Below are 21,045 nucleotides of genomic sequence, written 5' to 3'. Positions count from 1 at the left end.
TTCTCGTAGTAGCGGGGACAGGATTTGAACCTGCGACCTCTGGGTTATGAGCCAACCGGAAGCGGTTCTGGTTGTGTCATGGCATCCCACTGCGTCCCGTTCATGCTGGTCAGCGGAATCCCACCTGTCCGTAGTGTCTGCGTGGTCCCACCTTTGTCCAATGGTTGCGCCCTGTCGTGATGCCAAATTTGATGCCAATTTCGCGCCAGGACCAGCGATTTCGTCATGCGCACGGTCAGTCGCCGCGACCACGACCGGCGATCGAATGTCTTCTGCCGCCGCCACATCAGCGACTTTGGCAGTGACGACATCCGGGTGCGAGCCCGCCGCGGATGTCCGATCGGTAGCCGCAGACGAGCGAGCAGGTGTCACAGAAAGGCCCCGTGTCCGGTCCACATTTCAGAACTGTCGATTCAGTCCAGGGAAGCGGGAAGAGTCCCGCTCCCCGTCGGCTGACCACGACCTCGAATCAATGAAAGGCCGCAACGCATGCCCGCGATCTTGATCCATGGCGTCCCCGACACGCACCGAGTGTGGGACGCCGTGCGTCAGCACCTGACGCGCACCGATGTTGAGGCGTGGGATCTCCCCGGCTTCGGTGCGGTGCGGCCGAACGGATTCGGTTCCACCAAAGAGGAGTACGTCGACTGGCTCATCGATCGGCTCGAGCGGATCGGGGAGCCGGTGGACCTGGTCGGCCACGACTGGGGCTGCATCTTCACGGCCCGGGTCGCCTCGGTCCGGCCCGACCTGGTCCGTACGTGGGCGGGCGGCAATGGGCCGATCAGCTCTCGTTATGTGTGGCATCCGCTGGCAAGGATCTGGCAGGACCGGGCCGAGGGGGACCGCTTCATGGCCGAGTTGGAGCCGACGTCCTTCGCCGTGGATCTGGTGGTCGGGTTCGATGTCCCGGCAGAGGCGGCCGACGAGATGGTTCGGCACGTCGACGAATCGATGAAGAACAGCATCCTCAGGCTCTACCGATCCGCCGTGACCATGGGCGCGGAGTGGGAAGCGGCCCTGGCCGATGTGTCCGCTCCATCCCTGGTGTTCTGGGGCGCCCTAGACCCAGCATGTCAGATCGAGTTCGGCCGTCAGCTCGCGGCGAATATCCGAGCCTCGGGTATCGAGGAGATCGACTGCAACCACTGGACGGTGCTGCAGCGACCGGCCGAAGTCGCAGCGGCACTCGAGACGCACTGGGCAGCAAACGCCGATCGCTGACGGCTCTTTGGTGGCGAGGCGTCACAGAAACGAATCCTCTTCTGTCCCTCTGGATATGAGCCAATACTCGGTATCGAAAACCGGAGTCGACGGACCGGTCACCGTGATCAAGAGTTATACGGTGCCGACCGCCGAAGCCGACTATTTCGTCGAGGCGTACCACGAGAACGCCCGGATCATGTCGACCCAGCCGGGCTTCATCCGCTCGCGCCTGCACCGGCCGCTCGCCGACGCTGCCGAGGCCCGATTCATCCATGTGGCCGAATGGGAATCGGGCCTCGCGCTCGACACAGCGACCGGCAATCCCGAATGGCGTGCCTCATTGCGGCGCTTGTTCGACGATCCCGGACTTCATCTCACCTCGGAATCCGCGAGCTACCGCGTCGTCGCCGAACGCCACGCACCCTGAGGCATCCGGCCGTCGAGGGCGGCTACGCGAATTGGGCTGCGCAGCCGCCGAATCGATGCGCCTACTGGCCGTGGTGCGCCGGATGCAGCCACATCGCCAGGTTGCGGATGTAGTTCTTGTAGATGGCCAGCCGAGACGGGTCGGCCTTGATCTGTGATCCCGGTGTTTCACTGACGAACGATGGTTTGCCGCGGTCGAGATCCCAGTTGTAGTCGGCGAAGTGGTGGAACGTGGATTCGGCGACGGCCCGGCCCATGGGCCGGCCGTCCGCCGCTACCTCCCCCTCGAGCACGACGGCGAGGTTGAACCGTCGGCCCGACACCGTACTCCGGCCCTCCGCGAGCACGGCCGCGCCCGGCACGCACGCCGACACCGCGCCCTCGTGCGGGTGCGCCGGGAACCATTCGATCCGGCCGCTTGGGGTCGCGTCGGTACGCAGGAGCGCATGGACCGGTTCGGTCGCGAAGACCGGCTGGTAATCGCCGTTCGCGCCGGAATGGTAGTTGGGCCACGAGATCGCCTGGGTGTCCTGGTCATCGCGCCGGTGGGCGGGATCGGGGTTCCTCAGGTGGAAGTGGTTCACCTCGCCGAGAGAACCGAGTCCGAGCAGGCAGCTGCCCAGGTCCTGGTGATCGCGTGCGGTGAGCACCCCGCCACCGCGCTCACGGAATCGCACGATGGCCTTGGACTCATCGTCGGTAAGACCGTCCCCGACATCAACGGCCAGCAACCACAGCTGATCGAAATCGGTGGTGTCGAGCCGACTCAGTACAGGGTCGTTCTCGCCCCGGCCGGCCCGATTGCGGGCGGTCACATCATGGCCCGCGGCACGCAATTCAGCTGCGAGCAAAGAGAATCGGGTGACGTTCCAGTCGTCGGCGCTCTCGGTGATGGTTGTCTGCAACAGGATCTTCGACACTGGAAGGCCCTTCCTCCTCAGGCTTTCGGCTCGGACGTGACACGGCGGTCGGCACGCGCGAGCAATTCGGCGTCGTCGACGAGGGTGAGCATCGGCTGGTTCGGGTCGCAGATCATGGTGACGACGAAACGCAATCCGATGTCGTCGCGGTGGTTGCCATCCGAATAGTGGATGACATCGCCGCCGGGCTCCCAGAAGGCTTCACCGGCTCCGATCACGCGGGGCGGCTCGCCCTCCAGCTCGAACAGCATCTCGCCCTCGATCACGTAACCGAAGGCGGGACCGCCCGGATGCCGGTGCGGCGGTGCACCCCGGTCTCCGGGCGGGTAGGCGATGACAACGGTCATCGCGTGCGCCCCCGCCGGAACGAAGGGCGGCGTCACCTCCTGCACGACGGTGAATGCCGTCTCCCAGGTGCTTTTCCGAGCGGTGGGCGCTGGGGATCCGTCGGTCATCTCGATTCCTCCCGTGCTGTCGTGGTCTGGCTTCACAGCAAGGACAACGCCGGACCCGCATCTGTGACAACGAGACCGCGGCTCCGCCCGTCACGAATGTCGCTGCTGCCCTGTCCTAGTGGTAAACCTCGACAGATCGCAGGAGTCGACACCGATGACCACGAAACCGACAACGGTCCCGACCGGCAGCAGAAAGGCCGTGCCGCTGCGGATTCGGATGCGCGGCCGATCGATCGACGAGCCGCATCGCGCGTCGACGCAGCTCGAGTTGCTGTTCGACCTCACCTTCGTGGTCGCGGTGGCGGGCGTCGTGGCACAGCTCGGACATGCCGTCGCCGCCGGTCATCCGGTCGCGGCGCTGTTGCCGTTCCTGCAGGTCTTCTTCGCCATCTGGTGGGCGTGGATGAATTTCACCTGGTTCGCCTCGTCCTACGACACCGACGACGTCCCGTACCGACTTCTCACGCTCACACAGATGGCGGGAGTCCTGTTGCTAGCCGCGGGAATTCCCGCGGCCTTCGAGCACGGCGACTATGTCGTCATCACCGTCGGCTACATGGTGATGCGCAGCGCCCTTGTGACGCAATGGATTCGGGCAGCACGCGAGGATGCCGCGGGCCGAGCGACCGCGCTGCGGTACACGGTGGGCATCGCCGTGCTCGAGGTGCTGTGGCTGACCCGGCTGCTGGCCGTCGAACTCGATGTCCTGCAGGGCATCTGGGCACAAGGGGTTTTCGGCGTGCTGGTCCTGGCCGAACTCGCCGTTCCAGTGTGGGCGGAACGGGCGATCGGAACCACCTGGCATCCCCATCACATCGCCGAACGCTATTCACTCTTCACGATCATTCTGCTGGGCGAGAGCGTGCTCGCGGTGTCCTCGGGCATTGCCGACGCTCTCGGCGACGGCCTGCGGTCGATGCCGGTGCTGGTCGCGATGTCGGGTCTGGTTTTGTTGTTCGTGCTGTGGTGGCTCTACGAGCTGCGGCCCAGCGGCGATGCGCTGGCCCTGCGCAGGACGTGGTCGTTCCTGTGGGGCTACGGCCACTACGCGTCCTTCGCGGCGCTCGCCGCACTCGGCGCGGGTCTGGAAGTGGCGGTGCGCGTCGACGACCACAGTGGTTCGGCGTTGGTCGCGGGCTACGCCGTCGCGATTCCAACAGCCGCGTTCCTGGTGCTGCTCTGGGTGACACACGCCGGAATGACGGCGCGCTCGAATCCGCGAATCCCTTTCACCGCAGCGATATCGGTGCTCGCCGTGCCGCTCGCTACGCTCTCGATCCCGAATCTGACCGTGCCTGCCGTCGCCGGTGTCTGCGCGACGGCCCTGGGCGTATCACTGCGCGGTGGACTCCTCCGCCGGCCCGATCGAGGCGGCGAGGCGACCGAGCTTGTCGGGGTTGAGCATCCAGAAGATCCGGTCGATGTGCTCGCCGTCGACCGCGCCGACGGCGAGCCATGCGAAGACGGATCCGTCCCGGCGCAACAGCACCGACGGCCGGCCATTGGCGTCGACCCATTCGATGGTGGCCCCGGTCCAGAAATGTGAGGCGAACGCCGCGACGTAGCGAGCCACCCGAGTCCGCCCGATCACCGGGATACGCGAGGCCCGCACCTTGCCGCCGCCGTCGCTGTAGCTGGCGACCTCGGCGGCGAACAACGCCTCGAGGTCGTCGAAGTCCCCTGCCCGCGCGGCGCGGAGGAACGCACCGAGCAGTCGGCGCTGCTGGTCGTCGTCGACCGGGGAGTGCCGCTCGGAATCGATGCCCTGCCGCGCCCGGCTGACCAGTTTGCGGGCGGCGGCCTCCTTGACCTCGAGAACCTCGGCGATCCGGTCGTAGGGATAGTCGAACGCCTCCCGCAGAATGAAGGCCGCCCGCTCGGTCGGGGTCATCTTCTCGAGCACGACGAGGACCGCGATCTCGAGCGCCGCGGCCCGCTCGGCCCCCAGCGCGGGATCGGAGCCGGTGTCCACCGGTTCGGGAAGCCAAGGTCCGATATAGGTTTCGCGACGCACGCGTGCGGTCTGGGTGGCGTTGATCGCCAGCCGGGTGGTCATGGTGATCAGGAAGCCCGCCGGGTCCCGCACCGACACGCGGTCCGGATAGGACTGCCACTTCACCCACACGTCCTGGACGAGGTCCTCGGCATCGGCGACCGCGCCGAGCATGCGGTAGGCGATGCCGAACAGCCGTGGCCTGAGGTCGGAGAAGTCGTCGAGGGCTCGGTCGAGGCCCGTGTCCGTGGGCGTGCTCGTCATACGACTATTCGACCAGCTTCCCGTCGGTCGAAACATCCCGCATCAGCCGAGCGATCTCCTCGGGGATCGGGGGGATCTCCTCGCGCTCGAGTCGGCCCGGACCCGACCACACCAGATTCACCCGCAGCTCCGGGTCGAGCGCCGGGTAATCCGAGCGGTTGTGACAGCCACGGGTCTCCCTTCGTTCCAGCGCGGCTTCCAGGGTGGCCCGCGCCGCGAGTGCCGAGGACTTCAGGTCGAACGCGTGTGCCAGATCCTGGAAACCGGCCGCATCGGGGTGCACTCCGATGTCCGAGATCCGGTCCTCGATCTCGTCGAGCTCGGCGAGCCCCTTCCGGATGCCGGATTCGTCCCTGACCACACCGGCATGCTCGGTCATGGTGTCGCGCAGTGCGCGCTGCAGCGCGCGCACATTCTCCGGGCCGTCGGCCGCCAGCAACATGTCGATCTCGGCACGGGCCTCGGCCAGCACGCCGTGGGATCGCCGTTGGATCGACAGCTCGGCCGAATACCGGGCCGCCTCCGCACCGACGATGCGGCCGTAGACGAGCAGTTCGATCAGGGAGTTGCCGCCGAGCCGATTGGCGCCGTGCAATCCACTGGAGGCCTCGCCGATGGCGTACAACCCCTCGACGCCGGTGCCGTGGTCCTCCGAACGCACCCACACCCCGCCCATCGAGTAGTGGGCGGTCGGCGCGATCTCGATCGGGTCGCGGGTGATGTCGAGCATCTGCAATTCGAGCATCGTCTGGTAGACGCGCGGCAGCCGCCGCATGATGGTCTCCCTCGGCAGATGCGAAACATCCAGCCAGACACCGCCGTTCGCGGTGCCACGGCCTTCCTTGATCTCGGTATACGCGGCCAGCGCCACCCGGTCGCGGGTGGAGAGCTCCATCCGCCGCGGGTCATAGCGTTTCATGAATCGCTCGCCCTCGGCGTTGCGCAGGATCCCGCCCTCGCCGCGGGCCGCCTCGGAAACCAGTGTCCCGGCGGCGTTCTCGGGCTCGATGAGCCCGGACGGATGGAACTGCACCAGCTCGGGATCGCGGATCCGGCCGCCGGCGAGGACGGCCAGACGGAAGGAGTCGCCGGTGTTCTCGTCGCGGCGCGAGGAGGTGCGCCGCCAGATCCGGGTGTGCCCACCGGCGGCCAGGATCACCGCGTCGGCCCGGAACCCGTAGCGTTGCCCCGATTCCAGATCGAATCCGTACGCGCCGAATACGACGTTGTCGTGCACCAGGATTCGGGTCACGTAGCACGTGTCGATGATCGGGATACCCAGCTGCGCGGCCCGATTCACCAGGGTTCGCTGGATCTCCAGACCGGTGTAGTCCCCTGCGAACGAGGTCCGCCGATAGGTGTGCGCGCCGAAGAACCGCTGCGAGATGCGCCCGTCGGCCTCGCGGGCGAACGGCATCCCCCACCGCTCGAGATCCTCGATACCGCGGGCGGCGTTCTCGGTGACGATGCGCACGGTGTCGGGGCGGGCCAGCAGATAGCTCTCGCTGATCGTGTCCGCCGCGTGCTGCTGCCAGCTGTCCTCGGCGTCCATCGTCGACAGCGCGGCATTGATTCCGCCCGCCGCCAGGGTGGTGTGGGCGTCGGCCTTCGGCCGCTTGCCGACCATGAGGACGTCCACGCCGCGCTCGGCCAGCTCGATGGCGGCGCGCAGCCCGGCGCCACCGGTGCCGATCACCAGCACCGAGGTCGCGAACTGTCGTTCGGTCGAAGAGTCGACCATGGGGTTCATTCCTTTCGAACTCGAACGAGGGCACGCGGGCGGGCGCCAAGGGGTAGCGCCCGCCCGCGTGCGGAATTCACTTGCGGGACAGCCAGTCCGCGAGGCGCGTCGTCCCGAGTTGCGCGTCCTGACCGGGCAGCAGGCTGTCGTGCTGCAAGGCCGTTCCGAAGTAGTGCGCCTGGGGGTCGGTGACGACTTCGCGCGGGTCGGACCGGGCGATCAGCACGGTGCGGATCCACTGGTCGAGACCGAACACTTCGGGCCCGCCGATCTCCACGATTCCGTTGATGGGATTGCCCGCCGCGGTCTTGCCCACCAGGGCCGCGACTTCTTCGGCGGCGACCGGCTGCACGCCCGCGCCGGGAAGCCGGACCTCGCCGCCGACGGTGGCGGTATCGGCGATCCCTGCGGCGAATTCGAAGAACTGGGTCGCGTGCACCAGCGAGTAGGGCAGGCTCGACGCCTTGATGAGCTTCTCCTGCGCCACCTTCGCACGCAGGTAGCCGGAGTCCGGGAGCCGGTCGTTGCCCACGACCGACAAGGCGACGTAGTGGCCGACACCCGCCCCGGCGGCGGCGTCGAGCAGGTTGGTGGTCGAGGTCCGGAAGAACGACATGACGTCGTCGTCGGCGAACGACGGCGAATTCGACACGTCGACGACCACGTCCGCGCCTTGCAGCACCTCCTTCACGCCTTCGCCGGTGATCGTGTTCACGCCCAGGCTGGGCGCGGCGGGAACCGCCTGGTGGCCGTGCTCACCCAGGCGGGCAACGACTGTCGAGCCGATGAGCCCGGTACCGCCGATGACGACGATCTTCATGCTCTTTCCTTCCGTTGCAGCGTTGTTTCGAGGTCGGTGGAATGTCTCTGTATCGAGGACAGGACAGTCGGTGATTTCGTGACGGACGCGGTGGTCTCGAGCGGTTCGGGCCGCGCGGAGATCGCGCTCAACGCGATCGCCTGCCGACCGATGCAGGCATCGACGAGCCAGTCCAAGGCCACGCGTATCCGGTTGCCCGGCATGGCATACAAGTGGTATCCGCGCGTCACCAGGGCGGCCGCGACGCTGGACAAGGGCACACCCAGTGGATTGGCCGCGGCGTCCGCGCCTCCGAGTTCCACCACGAATCCCAGATCGTGGTGTCGATATCGGCGAGCACGGCCGTAACCGAGAGAAGCGGCGACGTTCCGGGCAGCGAGCCGACCCTGCCGGGTCGCGTGTTGTGCGGTCATCGCGGTCGGGGCACCGTGCCGGGTGACGTCCGGCACGGCTGCCGCGTCACCGCAGGCGACGACGTCGGGGTGGTCCGGCACGCGCAGATCGGTTCCGACCACCAGCCGCCCGCGATCGGTCGCCAGTCCGAGGGCGGCGACCAGCGGATCCGGCCGCACGCCGACACACCAGATCAGCGTGTGGGTCGGCACCTCGGACCCCGTGCTGAGACGCACCGCGCCGGGCATCGCCTCGGAGATCGAGGTGCCCGTGCGGACGTCGACGCCGCGCTCGCGCAGGACCCGGTCCGCGACACCGGAGAGGCGCGGATCGAGTTCGGGCAGCACCCGAGCGGAGTGGTCGAGCAGCATCCAGCGAACCGGAGTCTCGGCCAAGGCCGGGCGATCCGCGACCAGCAGCGCCGTCAACGCGGCACCCTGTGCGGTGACTTCGGTCCCGGTGTAGCCCGCACCGACCGTCACGAAGGTCAGCCGCGCCGCGCGCTCCGCCGGATCGACCGCGGCACTTGCCAATTCCACCTGTCGCACCACATGGTCGCGCAGCGACAGCGCCTCCGAAATACTCCGGAAGCCATGAGCGTTCTCGGCGACACCGGGAATCGGCAGCAATTTGCCGACGCTGCCTACCGCGACAACGAGCCGATCGTAACCGGTCCGGCCATGTCCGCCGTCGACATCGCGCCAGGACACCGTGCGCGCGTCGACATCGATGTGATCGACTGCGCCCGTTATCAACTCGGCGCCGCGCAGAGACCGGTTCAAGGCGATGGCGACCCGCCGCGGCTCGATCGTGCCCACCGCGACCTCCGGGAGCAGCGGCAGATACACGAAGTGGTCGCGTTGATCGATGACGGTGATCCGCGCGCGGCCGTGCAGGCGACGCAGCAACCCGCGCGCCGCCGCGTGCCCGGCGAACCCCGCGCCGACCACCACCACGTGCGGCAGGTGCGCGGGCGCGGCGCGGGTCCGGGCGGCTGCCCGGCGGGCACGCACACGTGAGAACTGCTGAGCCAGGGCCATTTGTGTGTTTCCTTGGTTGGGGTGTATCCGGCGGCGGGTGGGACCAGCCACGATCTGCTTGACGCATGCTCCGAGGAGCCGTCTGAAACCCGGTGTTCCCGCTCTTATCTCGCGACTCGGCCGGACCTGGCCGGAGGGCGTCACGCCCGCGCGCTCATGCCCGCTGGTCGATCGGCACGTATTCGAAGGTCGGCCCCGCGGTGGTGCGGCCGTCGCCGCTCGGCATCTTCATCAGCGCCTGGGCTTGGGATTTCAGTGCGTACATGGCCCCGACGGCATCTCGCATCTGACCCGGATTGCCGTTGAAGGTGTCCTCCAGCAGATACAACAGCAGGCAGTAGGTGTTGTTGAACTCCTGCTGCGCCAGTCGCACCGGATTTCCCTCGGCATAGTCGGTGGTGCGCGGGTTGGGCCGCATCGGTAGCACCCCACCGGGATCGCTCGCGATCGCGTCGCCGGTGGGCCCGGATTGCGGAGTGTCCCCGGCGCGGAACCTGCGGCCCTCTTTCAACTCGACGAACCGGTAGTAGTGGGCGACCTGTTCGCGCTCGGGATGGAAAACATCCTTGTCGCCGTCCCACACCTCGGTTCGGGCCGCGCCTTCGCCCTGTTCGATGATCTCGCCCAGCGCGGCCAGCGCGGACTTCAAGTCATGGACCGGAATGACCTGTCCCCCACCACTGCTGAAATGCATCTCCTGCAACTGCCGCTTCGGGTCGCCGCAGAAGACCGCGTCTTCGCCCAGTCGGTCGGTCAGGTCTCGAAACCCGGATTCGATGGCGGCGTAGAACTGTCCGATCGTGTGATAGTCCTCTGCCTCCGGTGCCGCGGCGGCCGAGGCGGGCCGCTCGACATCGAGAAACAGCTCCAATGACTCAGGGCCGTAGGGCAGCAGCGCGAGCTGGATCGAGGGGTCCCCGTGCGGCAGGGGGTGTGGGTAGGCCGGAAGCATATGCGGCGCGTCGAGCTTGGGTTCCCCGCCGACTGCGTTCAGCAGGTTCGCGGCCAGTGCCAGGTGCAGCATCTCCTCCACGAACACCCCGCTGATCACCTGCGCCGCTTCGGCATTGCGGGTCGGATCGAGCGAGTACAGCGCGCACAGGTACGGCGGGATGGTTGCGTGCTCGAGCTCGATCGCCCACTGCAAATGGCGGCGTAGATCGTCAAGGGAATCGATGGCCGGATAGCCCATGTCCATGCGGGAACCTCGTCTCGGCAAAGTCGGCGGAGTCTGTCGCCAACTAGGACAAGACATCTCGCGGATTCGTGACGAGGGTCGACGATCGGTGTCCACCAGTGGTCCGCCCGGACCTGAGCGCTGGACTTTCCAAACAGAACTTTTCCGGACAGGATGACCATCGAGTGTTTGCTGGGAGTTTCCAGCACGGATCGACCGGTGAAGGTGGGGCAGCGTGGCGTTTCGGAGTCCAGTGAGACTGGTGGGCAGGGCACCGGAATGCACGACCCTCGATCAATTGATCGCCGCGGTCCGTTCCGGCGAGAGTCGTGTGCTGGTCGTTCACGGTGCACCTGGAGTCGGTAAATCCGCGTTGCTGGATCATCTCGAGGACGCCGGGGCCGGGCTGCGTACGCTGCGCGCGGTCGGGGTGGAATCCGAGATGGAGCTGCCGTTCGCCACACTGCATCAACTGTGCGTCCCGCTGTTGGATCGATTGCCGGCGTTGCCCGCGCCGCAGCGTGCTGCGGTCGAGACCGTCTTCGGGATGCGTACCGGCACCCCGCCGCAATTGTTCCTGGTCGGGCTCGCGGTGCTGAGTCTGCTGTCTGATGCGTCGGAGAGCGGACCGGTGCTGTGCGTGGTCGACGACGCGCAGTGGATGGACCAGGCCTCGGCGCAGGTCCTCGGTTTTGTGGCGCGCCGGTTGCTCGCGGAGTCGGTCGCGCTGGTGTTCGGCGCCCGGGTCCGGACTCAGCACCTGCTCGGTCTACCGGAGTTGGAGGTCGCCGGTCTGCACAAGGCCGATGCCCTGGCGCTGCTGGAGTCGACGACCCACGCCCGGCTCGATCCCCATATCCGCGACCGGATCGTGGCCGAGGCGAAGGGCAATCCGCTCGCCCTGCTGGAATTGCCGCGCGAGCGCACGGTCACCCAGTTGGCGGGCGGGTACGGCCTGCTGCAGACCGATACGCTGCCCACCCGCATCGAGCACAGCTTCCTGGACCGGATCGCGGTGCTGCCCAGGCAGAGTCAGCTGCTACTGCTGGTCGCCGCGGCCGAACCGATCGGCGATCCCGCCCTGGTGTGGGGCGCCGCCGAAAAGCTCGGAGTCACACCGGGAACCGCGCTCGACGACGAGACCGACCAGCTGGTGTCGTTCGATGTCCGGGTCACCTTCCGGCACCCACTGGTCCGGTCCGCCGTCTACCGGAATGCCGAGGACGCAGACCGCCGGGCCGTGCATCTCGCGCTCGCGGAGGTCACCGATGCCCGGACCGATCCGGATCGGCGAGCCTGGCATCTGGCCTCGGCTGCTGCCGGACCGGATGAGACGGTCGCCGCCGAGTTGGAACGATCCGCCGGGCGCGCGCAGGCCCGTGGTGGAATGGCCGCGGCTGCCGCATTCCTGCAGCGTTCGGTGGCCCTGACGATCGATCCCGCGCAGCGCGCCGAGCGTGCGGTGGCGGCCGCCGATGCCAGTGTCCGAGCCGGTGACCCAGCCGCCGCACGGCGCTACGTCGACATCGCCGACCTCGATGCCGACAGCGAATTGCTGCGTGCCCGCATCCAATTGGTGCGCGGCCGCATCGCGCAGGCTGCCGGGTTCAACAATGAGGCGCCGCCGATCCTGCTGGCCGCGGCTCAGCGGCTGGAATCCTTCGATATGGATCTCGCTCGTGAAACGTATCTTCTCGCCTGGGGCGCGGCGGCCTGGGGCGCCGCGGATGCCGAGAATCTGGTGACCATCTCGGAGACGATTCGCGAACTTCCACCGCCACAGGGCAATCCGCGCCCCATCGACCTGGTCCTCGAGGCCTGCGCGTTGCTCGTCACCGAAGGTCTCGACACAGCCATCACCACCCTGCGCCTGGCGATGGACGCACTCGTGGATCTTCCCGTGCCCGACGTGCTCGGATGGGGTTGGGCCGCATGTGGATTGAGCCCGGCGGTCTGGAGCGAACAGATCATGCTCGAGACGTACTCGCGGGCGGCCGAGGTGGTACGCGCGGCGGGCATCCTGACCGAACTCCCCATCTACCTCGCCTCGCTGGGGGCGGCGACCTCACTGATCGGAGATTTCACCGCGGCGGCCGGGATCGTCGCCGAATCCGAGGGCCTCGCCGCCGCCACCGGCATACCGCTCGCGCCGTACACCACCTTGATCCTGACCGCGATGCAGGGCAAGGAGGACGAGGCCGCGGCGGTCATCGCCGCCACGATCGAACAGACCAGCGCCGATGGTCAATTGACCGGCGTCACCACCGCGCACTGGGCGGCCGCGGTCCTCTACAACGGACTGGCCCGCTACGAGGAGGCACTCTCGGCGGCGCGGGCCAGCACCCGCATCGCCCAGTTGGTGGTCTCGGTGTGGGTACTGCCCGAACTCATCGAGGCCGCGGTACGAGTCGGCGACGACAAGGCCGCGCACGAGGCGCTCGACCACCTGGTGGCGGCCGCGGAGGCCGGCGATACCGATTGGTCGCACGGCATTCTCGCGCGCTGCCGGGCATTGCTCGCCGACGAGACCGCCGACGATCTCTACCGCGAATCGATCGAACGGCTGCAACGCACCCTGATGCGTCCGGAGCTGGCGCGCGCCCATCTGCTCTACGGCGAATGGCTGCGCAGGCAATCCCGCCGCGTCGACGCGCGCCGCGAGTTACGCACGGCCTACGACATGTTCGTGGCGATCGGCATGGCAGCCTTCGCCGAACGCGCCCGGCGCGAACTGCTCGCCAGTGGTGAGAAGATTCGCAAACGCACGGTCGAGACCACCGAGAACGACCTGACGCCGCAGGAGAGACAGATCGCGCTACTCGTCGGCGAGGGCCTGTCGAATCCCGAAGTGGGCGCGCGGCTGTTCCTCAGTCCACGGACGGTGGAGTGGCATCTACGCAAGATCTTCACCAAGCTCTCCATCACCTCACGCCGCCAGCTCCGCGACGCCCTGCCGCACGCCGAATAGCCGCCCGCGCCGGTCCCTGGTCTCCCGAGACCAGGGATTGTCCCGGGTGCCACGGGGGTACCGGTCGGACGAGTCTGACCGGGTCGGCGCTGTCTGCCGACCGTCCTGGAATCGTGGAAGTGAGGCAGTCATGTCAGATCGTCCGTTGCACGGCGCCGTCGCACTCGTGACCGGTGCCAGCAGTGGCATCGGAGCGGCGACCGCGCGTCGTCTGGCCCGGGAGGGCGCGGCGATCGCCCTGCTCGCCCGCCGCGGCGAACGGCTGGACCGCCTCGCGGGCGAGCTGACCACTGCGGGCGGTCAAGCCATCGCGGTCGCGACCGATATCACCGAACCCGCGCTGGCCTATCAAGCTGTGGAGGACGCGCACGACCGGTTCGGGCGATTGGATGTCGTGGTCAACAGCGCCGGTCTCATGGTCCTCGACACCGCGCTGCACAGCCCCATCGAGGAATGGGACCGGATGATCTCGCTCAATGTCTCGGCGCTGGTGCACATCACGCATGCTGCACTCCCCTATTTGATCGACGCCGCCGCCACCTCACCGCGAATGGTGTCGGACCTGATCAACGTCGGTTCGCCGGCCGGGCGGATCGCACGGCCGATCGGCAGCGTCTACAGCCTGACGAGGTTCGGTCTCAACGGCTTCACCGAATCGCTTCGGCAGGAGCTGCTTTCGGACCGCGTACGAGTCAGCGTGGTGGCGCCGGGCACTGTCGACGCCTCCGAGCGAGACGCCCACGGCACCGGGCGGGACGAGGCGCGCCCGGTCGTGGACCCGATGACGGCCTTGCGGCCCGCTGATGTGGCCGACGCGATCGCCTACATCGTCACGCGGGAGCGGCATGTGGCCGTCAATGAGATGGTGATCCGACCGGGTGGCCAAACTTGTTGACCACCTGTCGAACTCACTTGTCCAGGGCCTGGCGCAGCTCTTTTCGCGAGGTGAGGTTCAGCTTCGCGAAGACCTTGCGCAGATGCCATTCCACCGTGCGCGGACTGATGAACAGCTCCGCGCCGATCTCGGAGTTGGTCAGGCCCGCGCCGGCGAGCCGGGCGATCTGAACCTCCTGCGCAGACAGGACGTCGTTCGCTTCGGCACTATGTCGGCGGACTGTCTCGCCCGCAGCCAGCAATTCGCGCCGGGCCCGTTCGGCGAAGCCGTCGGCACCGAACCGATGCAACATGTCATAGGCGGTGCGCAGCTGCTCACGCGCATCGGAGCGCCGATTCTCCCGCCGCAGCCATTCCCCGTACACCAGGTGGGTGCGAGCGCGATACACGGCGATCCGGGTGCGCGAGAGTCGTTCCAGGGCTTCGCGATACGACCTTTCGGCATCCTCTCCCGCACTGAGCAGCGCGCGCGATCGCGCCAGCATTCCGAGAGCCCAGTCGGTGCCACTGGCGTGCGCGCGGCGTTCCAGCCGACGCAGTGCCGCCTGGGCCCGCACCCGATCCTCGGCCCGCACCCCGGCTTCCACCAGCTCGGCGAGCGCATGACCGACGGCTGCCAGATCGTCGTGCTCGCAAGCCTTTCCGGCGCTGTCCAGAGCGGCCTGGTACTGGCCCTGGCCGTTGTGCAGCACCGAGAGCAGATAACTGCCCGTACCGATCGTTCGGCCCTCGCCCCACTCGGCGGCCTGGTCGAGCCTCGCCGCGATCGCCACCGAGGCCCGCGGATCCGCGCCCCGCCAGGCGTCGAGCAGCAGCGCGGTGTAGCCGAGCGGTGAGTTGCCCGTCGCCGCGGTGAGCGCCTCCGCCTCCTGCACCAGTGTGGAAGCCATATCGAACTCACCCGCGTGCACGTGCACCGCCGCGTGGTAGGTCAGGGCCAAGGGCAGGAAGTTGAGAGCGCCTGCCTCCCTTGCGGTTCGAACCGCCTGTGCGGTCAGTTCGTGCCACGCCTCGTCGTCCCACAGATCGGCGGCGGCGGGCCCGGTCAGCCACAGCCAGCGCATGATGTCGTCGTCGGCGGTCCCGCCCCGGAACGCCCGCAGTGCGCGCCGCATCGGCTCCGCGCCCACGACGTATCCGTCGGCGAAACGCGCCGCGAGCCCGTCGAGCAGGACATCGACCGCCCTGGCTCCCGACGCGGGCAGCGCGGCACGGGCGAGTTCCGCTACCGGGCGCACTCCGTCGGGACCGTTGAGTCTGCCCGCGAACACCGCCGAGCCGATCGCTTCCAGATAGGTTTCGCGCGCTTGTTCCGGTGACGGGACCTGCATCCGGTGAGCCGCGTCGAGCAACAACGGCAACGCGTCGCCGCCGCGTCGGCGCGCGAAGACGATCTGGGCGCGTAAGCGCGCCAGGCGTGCCCGCTGAAAAGCATCCAGCGGTCCCATCTCCGCCGCGGCGAGCAGCTCCAAAGCTGATTCCGGGCTGCCCGCTTCGAACGCGAACTGCGCCGCGGATACCGCCCTCGCTCCGCGCCTGCCCGGATCCGGCGTCAGTCCGGTCGCGCGACGCAGGAACGCGGCAGCCGCGGCGACGCCCCCGCGAGCCCGGGCGCGAACCGCCGAACGTTCGAGCTCGGCGGCCACCTCCTCATCGGGTTCGACCGTGGCACTTGCCCGATGCCATGCGCGCCGGTCCGGGTCGAGGGCAGGATCGGTCTCCTCGGCGAGCGCACGATGCGCCGCCCGGCGATCCCCCGGGTCCGCGGCACGATAGGCCGCCGAACGGACCAGCGGATGCCGAAATCGAACCTGCGCCTCGAATTCGATCAAGCCAGTCTTCTCCGCGGCAGTCATGGCGTCCGCGCCGAGACCGAGCCGCTCGATCGCCCGCCGCAGCAACGCCATATCTCCCGAGGGTTCGGCCGCCGCGGTGAGCAGCACGCGGCGCGCGGCGGTCGAGAGCGCCTCGATGCGCTGCAGGAAGCTGTGCTCGATCTGGGTTACCACCGGTCGCACGTCCGGCCGCCAATACCCGCCCGCGAGTTGGGCGCTGGTCAGTCCCTGCGGCAATTCCAGCAGAGCCAGCGGATTCCCGCGAGCCTCGGCCACGATCCGGTCGATGACGTCCGAATCGACCCGTCCTGGAATGGCGGATACCAGCAGCGCGCGAGCGTCTTTGTCCGGTAAGCCCCGTAGCTGGAGTTCCGGCAGACCGGTGAGTGGGTCTCGCTCCGGATCAGCCACGGGGGTGCGTTCGGCGAAGACGAACGCGACCCGCTCGGCCAGCACCCGGCGTGCGACGAAGGCCAGGGTCTGCGCGGACACCCGATCGAGCCACTGTGTGTCGTCGACGACGCACAACACCGGCTGCGTCTCGGCCGCCTCGGCGAGCAGGCTGAGCACCGCCAGCCCGACGAGAAACCGATCCGGGACACCGCCCGAACTCAATCCGAACGCCACCGACAATGCTTCGCGCTGCGGCGGCGGTAGCCGATCCAGCTGGTCCATGAACGGCGCGCACAACTGATGCAGACCGGCGAAAGCCAGCTCCATCTGAGACTCGACACCGGCGGCTCGGGTGATCTGGCAGTCCGCCGCGTTCCCCACCAGGTATTCGATCAGCGCCGTTTTGCCGATACCTGCCTCGCCGCGCAGCACCAGCACCCGGCTCGAACCGGAACGCACGTCGGCGAGCAACCTCTCCAGCGGCGCGCATTCGTTGCGTCTGACGCGCAGCGTGCCCGCCCGATCGCTATCCGACATCACCACCACCGTGAGAAGGTCCGCCCCGATCCGCAAGGGGCCAGCACATCTTCCCACTATCGGACGATCATCCGACGATCCGCCCCGGGCGACCTCCATCCGAGTGGGCATACCGTCCGCGCATAACCACTGGCCCAGGGCAATACGGGGTCCGCACCCCGTGTCCCGGGGAGACCCGGGGCGCCGTGGGCACGTGCCCCTGGTCGCCCCGGCCCGGGGGTTCGCCCGGGATCTCCAAGGGCGCGATCGGCAGTCGCCGCGAGCGACGGTGGATTCGCGGTTACCAGCAGCCGTTCGGTTGATCGCCGAACCAGATGGCGATCGAGGTCACCACGAAAGGACGATCCCATGCGCCCGACAAGCATCACGACCGTCATTCCCGGACCCGACATCCGGCCTGAACCAGCATCCGCGGCCGGCGGTTCGGCAGCGGACTTCCATGGGCTGCGCCCACGCCTGTTCGGCATCGCTTATCGCATGCTGGGACGGGTGGCCGACGCCGAGGACGTCGTACAGGATGTCTGGCTGCGCTGGCAGAGCGCCGACCGCTCGCAGGTCCGGGACCGGGTGGCCTTCCTGGTGACGATCACCACCCGCGTATCCCTGAACGCCGCCGGCTCGGCTCATGCCCGCCGCGAGATACCGGTCGATCACTGGCTTCCAGGGCAGGCGGTCACCGCCGACGATCCATCGCTGCTCAGCGAACGGTCCGCGGAGCTCGAACGCGCGGTCGCGCTGCTCCTGCAACGCTTGTCGCCGACCGAACGCGCGGTCTTCGTCCTACGCGAAGCCTTCGACTACCCGTTTCGCGAGATCGCCGAGCGTCTCGGAATCAGCGAGGCCGGTGCCCGGCAACTGGCGCGACGAGCTCGTGCACACCTGGGGAAGCCGAAGCAGCTACCGGTTCAGCGGGTGGCTTGCGACCAACTGATGAAGGTGTTCCTCCGCGCCGCCAGATGCGGAGAGGTAGCCCCGCTGGAACGTCTGCTCACAGAGGACGCCAAATCGGTGCCCGTGCGGGAACGACATACCGGGGTCTCCCGCACGGAGACCCCGATATCGACCGGATAGCCAGCGGGACAGGCTATTTCAAGCACACCCGTCACGAATGCGCACCGGTTCCGGGTCCTTGATCACATGCCCTCACAGGAAGCGATGCGATGAACGAACCGATCCTCGAACCCGCGGCACAGCAGTTCGCCGATGCCGCCGCCCAGCCCCCATTCCTATATGAACTCGGCCCCCAGGCCGCACGGAGAGTGCTCGACGAGATCCAGGCCGCACCGGTCGAGAAACCGCCGGTAGACGAGCAGTGGGTAACGCTTCCCACCGAGGCGGGCGAGGTCAGGGTTCGCATCGTCAGACCCCTCGGTGCCGAAAAGCCCTTGCCGACAATTCTTTACATCCATGGCGGCGGCTGGATACTCGGTGACGCGCACACCCACGACCGGCTCGTCCGCGAACTGGCCATCGGTGTGAACGCCGCGGTCGTGTTCGTGGAATACGACCGCTCACCCGAGGCGCGCTACCCGGTCGCCATCGAGCAGGCGTATGCCACCGCTCGCTGGATTACCGAGCACGGTGCCGAGCACGGTCTGAGCGCATCCCGGTTAGCGGTGGCCGGAGACTCCGTCGGCGGCAATATGGCTGCCGCCGTGACGATTCTCACCAAACAACGCGGCGACGTGACCTTCGTCCACCAGTCGCTGTACTACCCGGTCACCGACGCCGGCCAGGACACCGAGAGCTATCGCCTGTTCGCCGAGGGGCCGAACCTCACCGCCAAAGCCATGCCTTGGTTCTGGGATGCCTATCTACCCGAACTGGATAAGCGGGGTGAGATGACTGCCTCGCCGCTGCGCGCCCGCCTCGAGGACCTGACCGGTCTGCCCGAGACATTCCTGCTCGTCGCAGAGAACGACGTGCTGCGCGACGAGGGCGAGGCGTACGCACGCAAGCTCGTCGCCGCGGGTGTGCGCACCACCAGCACTCGTTACAACGGCACTCTGCACGACTTCATGATGCTGAACCCGGTACGCGGGACAGCGGCGTCGAGTGCCGCGATCGATCAGGCAATCCGAATGCTCCGCAACGCATTCCACCGAAATTCGACAGGAGAGAATCACTGATGACCGAGCAACCGACAATCGTCCTCGTCCACGGCGCCTTCGCCGAATCCGCGAGCTGGTCCGGCGTGATCGAGCGACTGCACGATCGACATCTCGATGTCGTCGCGCTCGCCAACCCGTTGCGCGGCCTGCCGAGCGATGCCGCTTATCTGCGTGATGTGTTGGCGGCGATCGACACACCCGTCATCCTCGTGGGCCATTCCTACGGCGGCATGGTGATCACCGCGGCCGCCGCCGGACACGATAAGGTCGTCGGCCTTGTCTACGTCTGCGCGTTCGCGCCGGCACCTGGGGAGTCAGCTCTCGAGTTGTCGAACAGGTTCCCCGGCAGCACACTCGGCGAGGCGCTCACCGCCTATCCGATCAGCCAGGGCGGCAACGAATTCGCCATCCGGCCGAAAGCATTCCATCTCCAATTCGCCGCGGACGTACCCAAGAACATGGCGGCCGTTATGAACGCGACCCAGCGACCGGTCACCGAGATCGCACTCACCTCAGGCCTGCACACCAGCACCCCCGCATGGCAGGAGATCCCCTCGTGGTTCGTCTTCGGTGACGCCGACCTCAACATCCCGGTCGCCTTGCACCGGTTCATGGCCCACCGCGCCAATGCGAAGGAAACCCACGAAGTCCCCGGGGCATCGCATGCAATCAGCGTTTCACAGCCGGATGCGGTGACCGCGTCGATCCTCGCCGCTGTGCAAGCAACAACTCGACCTTAAACAGACTGCCACACACAAACTTTCATCGAGAGAAGTTGGGAAATGACCATCTTTCGACGCCTGCAGTTTCCGCGCACGACTTGGCCCGGCGCAGGGATCGCGACCGTCATCGCGATTGGCGTCGGCAGCGCCGCCATCGCATCTACCACCAGCATCCAGGCCGGACCGACCGAGGACGTTGCGCAACCGACAATCGTGTTGGTACACGGCGCTTTCGCCGATGGATCGAGCTGGAACGACGTCATCGAGAAACTACACAAGCATCACTATCCCGTTGCCGCGCCGGCAAACCCATTGCGCGGCCTCGCCTCCGACGCGGACGCCCTGCGCAGTCTGCTCACCTCTATCGACGGCCCCATAGTCCTGGTCGGCCACTCCTACGGCGGCTCGGTCATCAGTGCCGCTGCCGCAGGACTCGACCAGGTGAAAGCATTGGTCTACGTCGCCGCGTTCCTGCCCGCCCCGGGCGAGAGCGCGAGCGATCTCTCCAGCAGGTTCCCCGGGTCCACCCTGGCCGACGCCTTGACGCCGGTTCCCATCGTCTCCTCAGGCGGCACGATCGGCACGGACCTCTACATCCGCCAGAACAGATTCCACGACCAGTTCGCCGCCGACGTCCCCTCTGACCGGACTTCTCTGGCTGCCGTCACGCAACGCCCGATCGCCCAAGCCGCCCTAGAAGAGCGGGCAACCACCGCCGCCTGGACCGAAAAACCCAGCTGGGACGTGATTTCCACCCAGGACCTCAACATCCCCGCGGCCGCCCAGCGGTTCATGGCCGAGCGCGCCCACGCACAGGTCACAGAGGTCGATTCTTCCCACGCGGTCGCCGTCTCCCACCCTGACCTCGTCGCTGACGTGATCGAACAAGCCGCGCGCACCGCAGCCCACTGATCCACGCGTTGTAGGTGCCCTACGTGCCGCCTCCAGATTCAAACCGCCACAACCGCTCTCACCGATGGTCGACAATGACCAACGTGGACTCCCAGGCAACCCTGACGAGGTGGTGCGATCACAGGGCTGGCAACCCAACGATCACAGCCCCATCCGTCCCACCCCGCCCCATGGAAAACACCTGGTAGCAGGTGTTTCGGAGCGTTTCAAGCGGTGACCGATATGAGCATTTCGGCGT

Annotated in this window: 16 protein-coding genes and 1 pseudogene; 9 read left to right on the top strand and 8 right to left on the bottom strand. The window is 67.4% G+C overall.

Going from position 1 to position 21,045, the window contains the following annotated elements; translation table 11 throughout:
- Nucleotides 1-489: 489 nt before the first annotated feature.
- Nucleotides 490-1,224 carry an alpha/beta fold hydrolase gene (locus ACFRAQ_RS05175; RefSeq protein WP_379094338.1) on the top strand — a complete coding sequence of 245 codons (735 nt, stop codon included), beginning with the start codon at nt 490-492 and terminating at the stop codon, nt 1,222-1,224.
- A 55-nt stretch (nt 1,225-1,279) separates the two neighbouring features.
- A complete protein-coding gene (locus ACFRAQ_RS05170; RefSeq protein WP_379094336.1) occupies nt 1,280-1,633 on the top strand; it encodes an antibiotic biosynthesis monooxygenase family protein in 354 nt (117 codons plus the stop codon).
- 61 nt (nt 1,634-1,694) lie between these two features.
- Here ACFRAQ_RS05170 and ACFRAQ_RS05165 read toward each other — a convergent pair whose 3' ends face one another.
- Together ACFRAQ_RS05165 and ACFRAQ_RS05160 are read right to left on the bottom strand one after the other, a co-directional pair.
- Nucleotides 1,695-2,552, bottom strand: coding sequence for a hypothetical protein (locus tag ACFRAQ_RS05165; protein ID WP_379094335.1), 858 nt, complete (start codon nt 2,550-2,552; stop codon nt 1,695-1,697).
- Nucleotides 2,553-2,569: 17 nt separating this feature from the next.
- Nucleotides 2,570-3,007: a cupin domain-containing protein gene (locus ACFRAQ_RS05160; RefSeq protein WP_379094333.1), complete on the bottom strand. Its 438-nt coding sequence runs from the start codon at nt 3,005-3,007 to the stop codon at nt 2,570-2,572.
- 154 nt (nt 3,008-3,161) lie between these two features.
- On the opposite strand from ACFRAQ_RS05160, the pseudogene ACFRAQ_RS05155 reads away from it, so the two are divergent.
- Nucleotides 3,162-4,322: pseudogene (locus tag ACFRAQ_RS05155) on the top strand (low temperature requirement protein A); the annotation flags it as partial.
- 18 nt (nt 4,323-4,340) lie between these two features.
- Here the strand turns inward: ACFRAQ_RS05155 and ACFRAQ_RS05150 are convergent.
- The 5 genes from ACFRAQ_RS05150 to ACFRAQ_RS05130 form a co-directional block, all read right to left on the bottom strand.
- A complete protein-coding gene (locus ACFRAQ_RS05150) occupies nt 4,341-5,264 on the bottom strand; it encodes an RNA polymerase sigma-70 factor (RefSeq protein WP_379094331.1) in 924 nt (307 codons plus the stop codon).
- Between the two features lie 4 nt (nt 5,265-5,268).
- Nucleotides 5,269-7,005 carry an L-aspartate oxidase gene (locus ACFRAQ_RS05145; protein WP_379094329.1) on the bottom strand — a complete coding sequence of 579 codons (1,737 nt, stop codon included), beginning with the start codon at nt 7,003-7,005 and terminating at the stop codon, nt 5,269-5,271.
- A 76-nt stretch (nt 7,006-7,081) separates the two neighbouring features.
- A complete protein-coding gene (locus ACFRAQ_RS05140) occupies nt 7,082-7,825 on the bottom strand; it encodes an SDR family oxidoreductase (protein WP_379094327.1) in 744 nt (247 codons plus the stop codon).
- On the bottom strand, nt 7,822-9,258 hold the full coding sequence (locus tag ACFRAQ_RS05135) for an NAD(P)/FAD-dependent oxidoreductase (RefSeq protein WP_379094325.1): 1,437 nt from the start codon (nt 9,256-9,258) through the stop codon (nt 7,822-7,824). Before ACFRAQ_RS05135 ends, ACFRAQ_RS05140 begins: the two co-directional genes overlap by 4 nt.
- A 154-nt stretch (nt 9,259-9,412) precedes the next feature.
- Nucleotides 9,413-10,552: a ferritin-like protein gene (locus ACFRAQ_RS05130; RefSeq protein WP_379094323.1), complete on the bottom strand. Its 1,140-nt coding sequence runs from the start codon at nt 10,550-10,552 to the stop codon at nt 9,413-9,415.
- Between the two features lie 145 nt (nt 10,553-10,697).
- On the opposite strand from ACFRAQ_RS05130, the gene ACFRAQ_RS05125 reads away from it, so the two are divergent.
- Nucleotides 10,698-13,403: an AAA family ATPase gene (locus ACFRAQ_RS05125; RefSeq protein ID WP_379094321.1), complete on the top strand. Its 2,706-nt coding sequence runs from the start codon at nt 10,698-10,700 to the stop codon at nt 13,401-13,403.
- A 130-nt stretch (nt 13,404-13,533) separates the two neighbouring features.
- Nucleotides 13,534-14,298 carry an SDR family oxidoreductase gene (locus ACFRAQ_RS05120; protein ID WP_379094319.1) on the top strand — a complete coding sequence of 255 codons (765 nt, stop codon included), beginning with the start codon at nt 13,534-13,536 and terminating at the stop codon, nt 14,296-14,298.
- Between the two features lie 13 nt (nt 14,299-14,311).
- Here the strand turns inward: ACFRAQ_RS05120 and ACFRAQ_RS05115 are convergent, their stop codons facing one another.
- Nucleotides 14,312-17,062, bottom strand: a complete 2,751-nt coding sequence (locus ACFRAQ_RS05115) for an ATP-binding protein (RefSeq protein WP_379094317.1) — start codon at nt 17,060-17,062, stop codon at nt 14,312-14,314.
- Between the two features lie 348 nt (nt 17,063-17,410).
- On the opposite strand from ACFRAQ_RS05115, the gene ACFRAQ_RS05110 reads away from it, so the two are divergent.
- The 4 genes from ACFRAQ_RS05110 (at nt 17,411) to ACFRAQ_RS05095 (ending at nt 20,807) form a co-directional block, all read left to right on the top strand.
- Complete coding sequence (locus tag ACFRAQ_RS05110) at nt 17,411-18,133, top strand: sigma-70 family RNA polymerase sigma factor (protein WP_379094315.1); 723 nt, start codon at nt 17,411-17,413, stop codon at nt 18,131-18,133.
- A gap of 89 nt (nt 18,134-18,222) precedes the next feature.
- Nucleotides 18,223-19,191, top strand: a complete 969-nt coding sequence (locus ACFRAQ_RS05105; protein WP_379094313.1) for an alpha/beta hydrolase — start codon at nt 18,223-18,225, stop codon at nt 19,189-19,191.
- The gene (locus ACFRAQ_RS05100) at nt 19,191-19,913 is read left to right on the top strand and encodes an alpha/beta fold hydrolase (protein ID WP_379094311.1); all 723 of its coding nucleotides are present in this window, start codon (nt 19,191-19,193) and stop codon (nt 19,911-19,913) included. Before ACFRAQ_RS05105 ends, ACFRAQ_RS05100 begins: the two co-directional genes overlap by 1 nt.
- 42 nt (nt 19,914-19,955) lie before the next feature.
- Entirely contained in the window at nt 19,956-20,807 is an 852-nt protein-coding gene (locus tag ACFRAQ_RS05095) for an alpha/beta fold hydrolase (RefSeq protein WP_379094309.1), read from the top strand.
- Nucleotides 20,808-21,045: the final 238 nt, after the last annotated feature.

The sequence above is a fragment of the Nocardia sp. NPDC056611 genome, from assembly GCF_042792755.1.
GTDB lineage: Bacteria > Actinomycetota > Actinomycetes > Mycobacteriales > Mycobacteriaceae > Nocardia.
This window is presented reverse-complemented; position numbering and strand designations above follow the sequence as displayed.

Coding starts and splice junctions, on each gene's coding strand:
- ACFRAQ_RS05120 (WP_379094319.1), top strand. CDS start 13,534: ATGTCAGATCGTCCGTTGCACGGCGCCGTCGCACTCGTGACCGGTGCC.
- ACFRAQ_RS05160 (WP_379094333.1), bottom strand. CDS start 3,007: ATGACCGACGGATCCCCAGCGCCCACCGCTCGGAAAAGCACCTGGGAG.
- ACFRAQ_RS05135 (WP_379094325.1), bottom strand. CDS start 9,258: ATGGCCCTGGCTCAGCAGTTCTCACGTGTGCGTGCCCGCCGGGCAGCC.
- ACFRAQ_RS05145 (WP_379094329.1), bottom strand. CDS start 7,005: ATGGTCGACTCTTCGACCGAACGACAGTTCGCGACCTCGGTGCTGGTG.
- ACFRAQ_RS05150 (WP_379094331.1), bottom strand. CDS start 5,264: ATGACGAGCACGCCCACGGACACGGGCCTCGACCGAGCCCTCGACGAC.
- ACFRAQ_RS05110 (WP_379094315.1), top strand. CDS start 17,411: ATGCGCCCGACAAGCATCACGACCGTCATTCCCGGACCCGACATCCGG.
- ACFRAQ_RS05095 (WP_379094309.1), top strand. CDS start 19,956: ATGACCATCTTTCGACGCCTGCAGTTTCCGCGCACGACTTGGCCCGGC.
- ACFRAQ_RS05105 (WP_379094313.1), top strand. CDS start 18,223: ATGAACGAACCGATCCTCGAACCCGCGGCACAGCAGTTCGCCGATGCC.
- ACFRAQ_RS05170 (WP_379094336.1), top strand. CDS start 1,280: ATGAGCCAATACTCGGTATCGAAAACCGGAGTCGACGGACCGGTCACC.
- ACFRAQ_RS05100 (WP_379094311.1), top strand. CDS start 19,191: ATGACCGAGCAACCGACAATCGTCCTCGTCCACGGCGCCTTCGCCGAA.
- ACFRAQ_RS05115 (WP_379094317.1), bottom strand. CDS start 17,062: ATGTCGGATAGCGATCGGGCGGGCACGCTGCGCGTCAGACGCAACGAA.
- ACFRAQ_RS05140 (WP_379094327.1), bottom strand. CDS start 7,825: ATGAAGATCGTCGTCATCGGCGGTACCGGGCTCATCGGCTCGACAGTC.
- ACFRAQ_RS05175 (WP_379094338.1), top strand. CDS start 490: ATGCCCGCGATCTTGATCCATGGCGTCCCCGACACGCACCGAGTGTGG.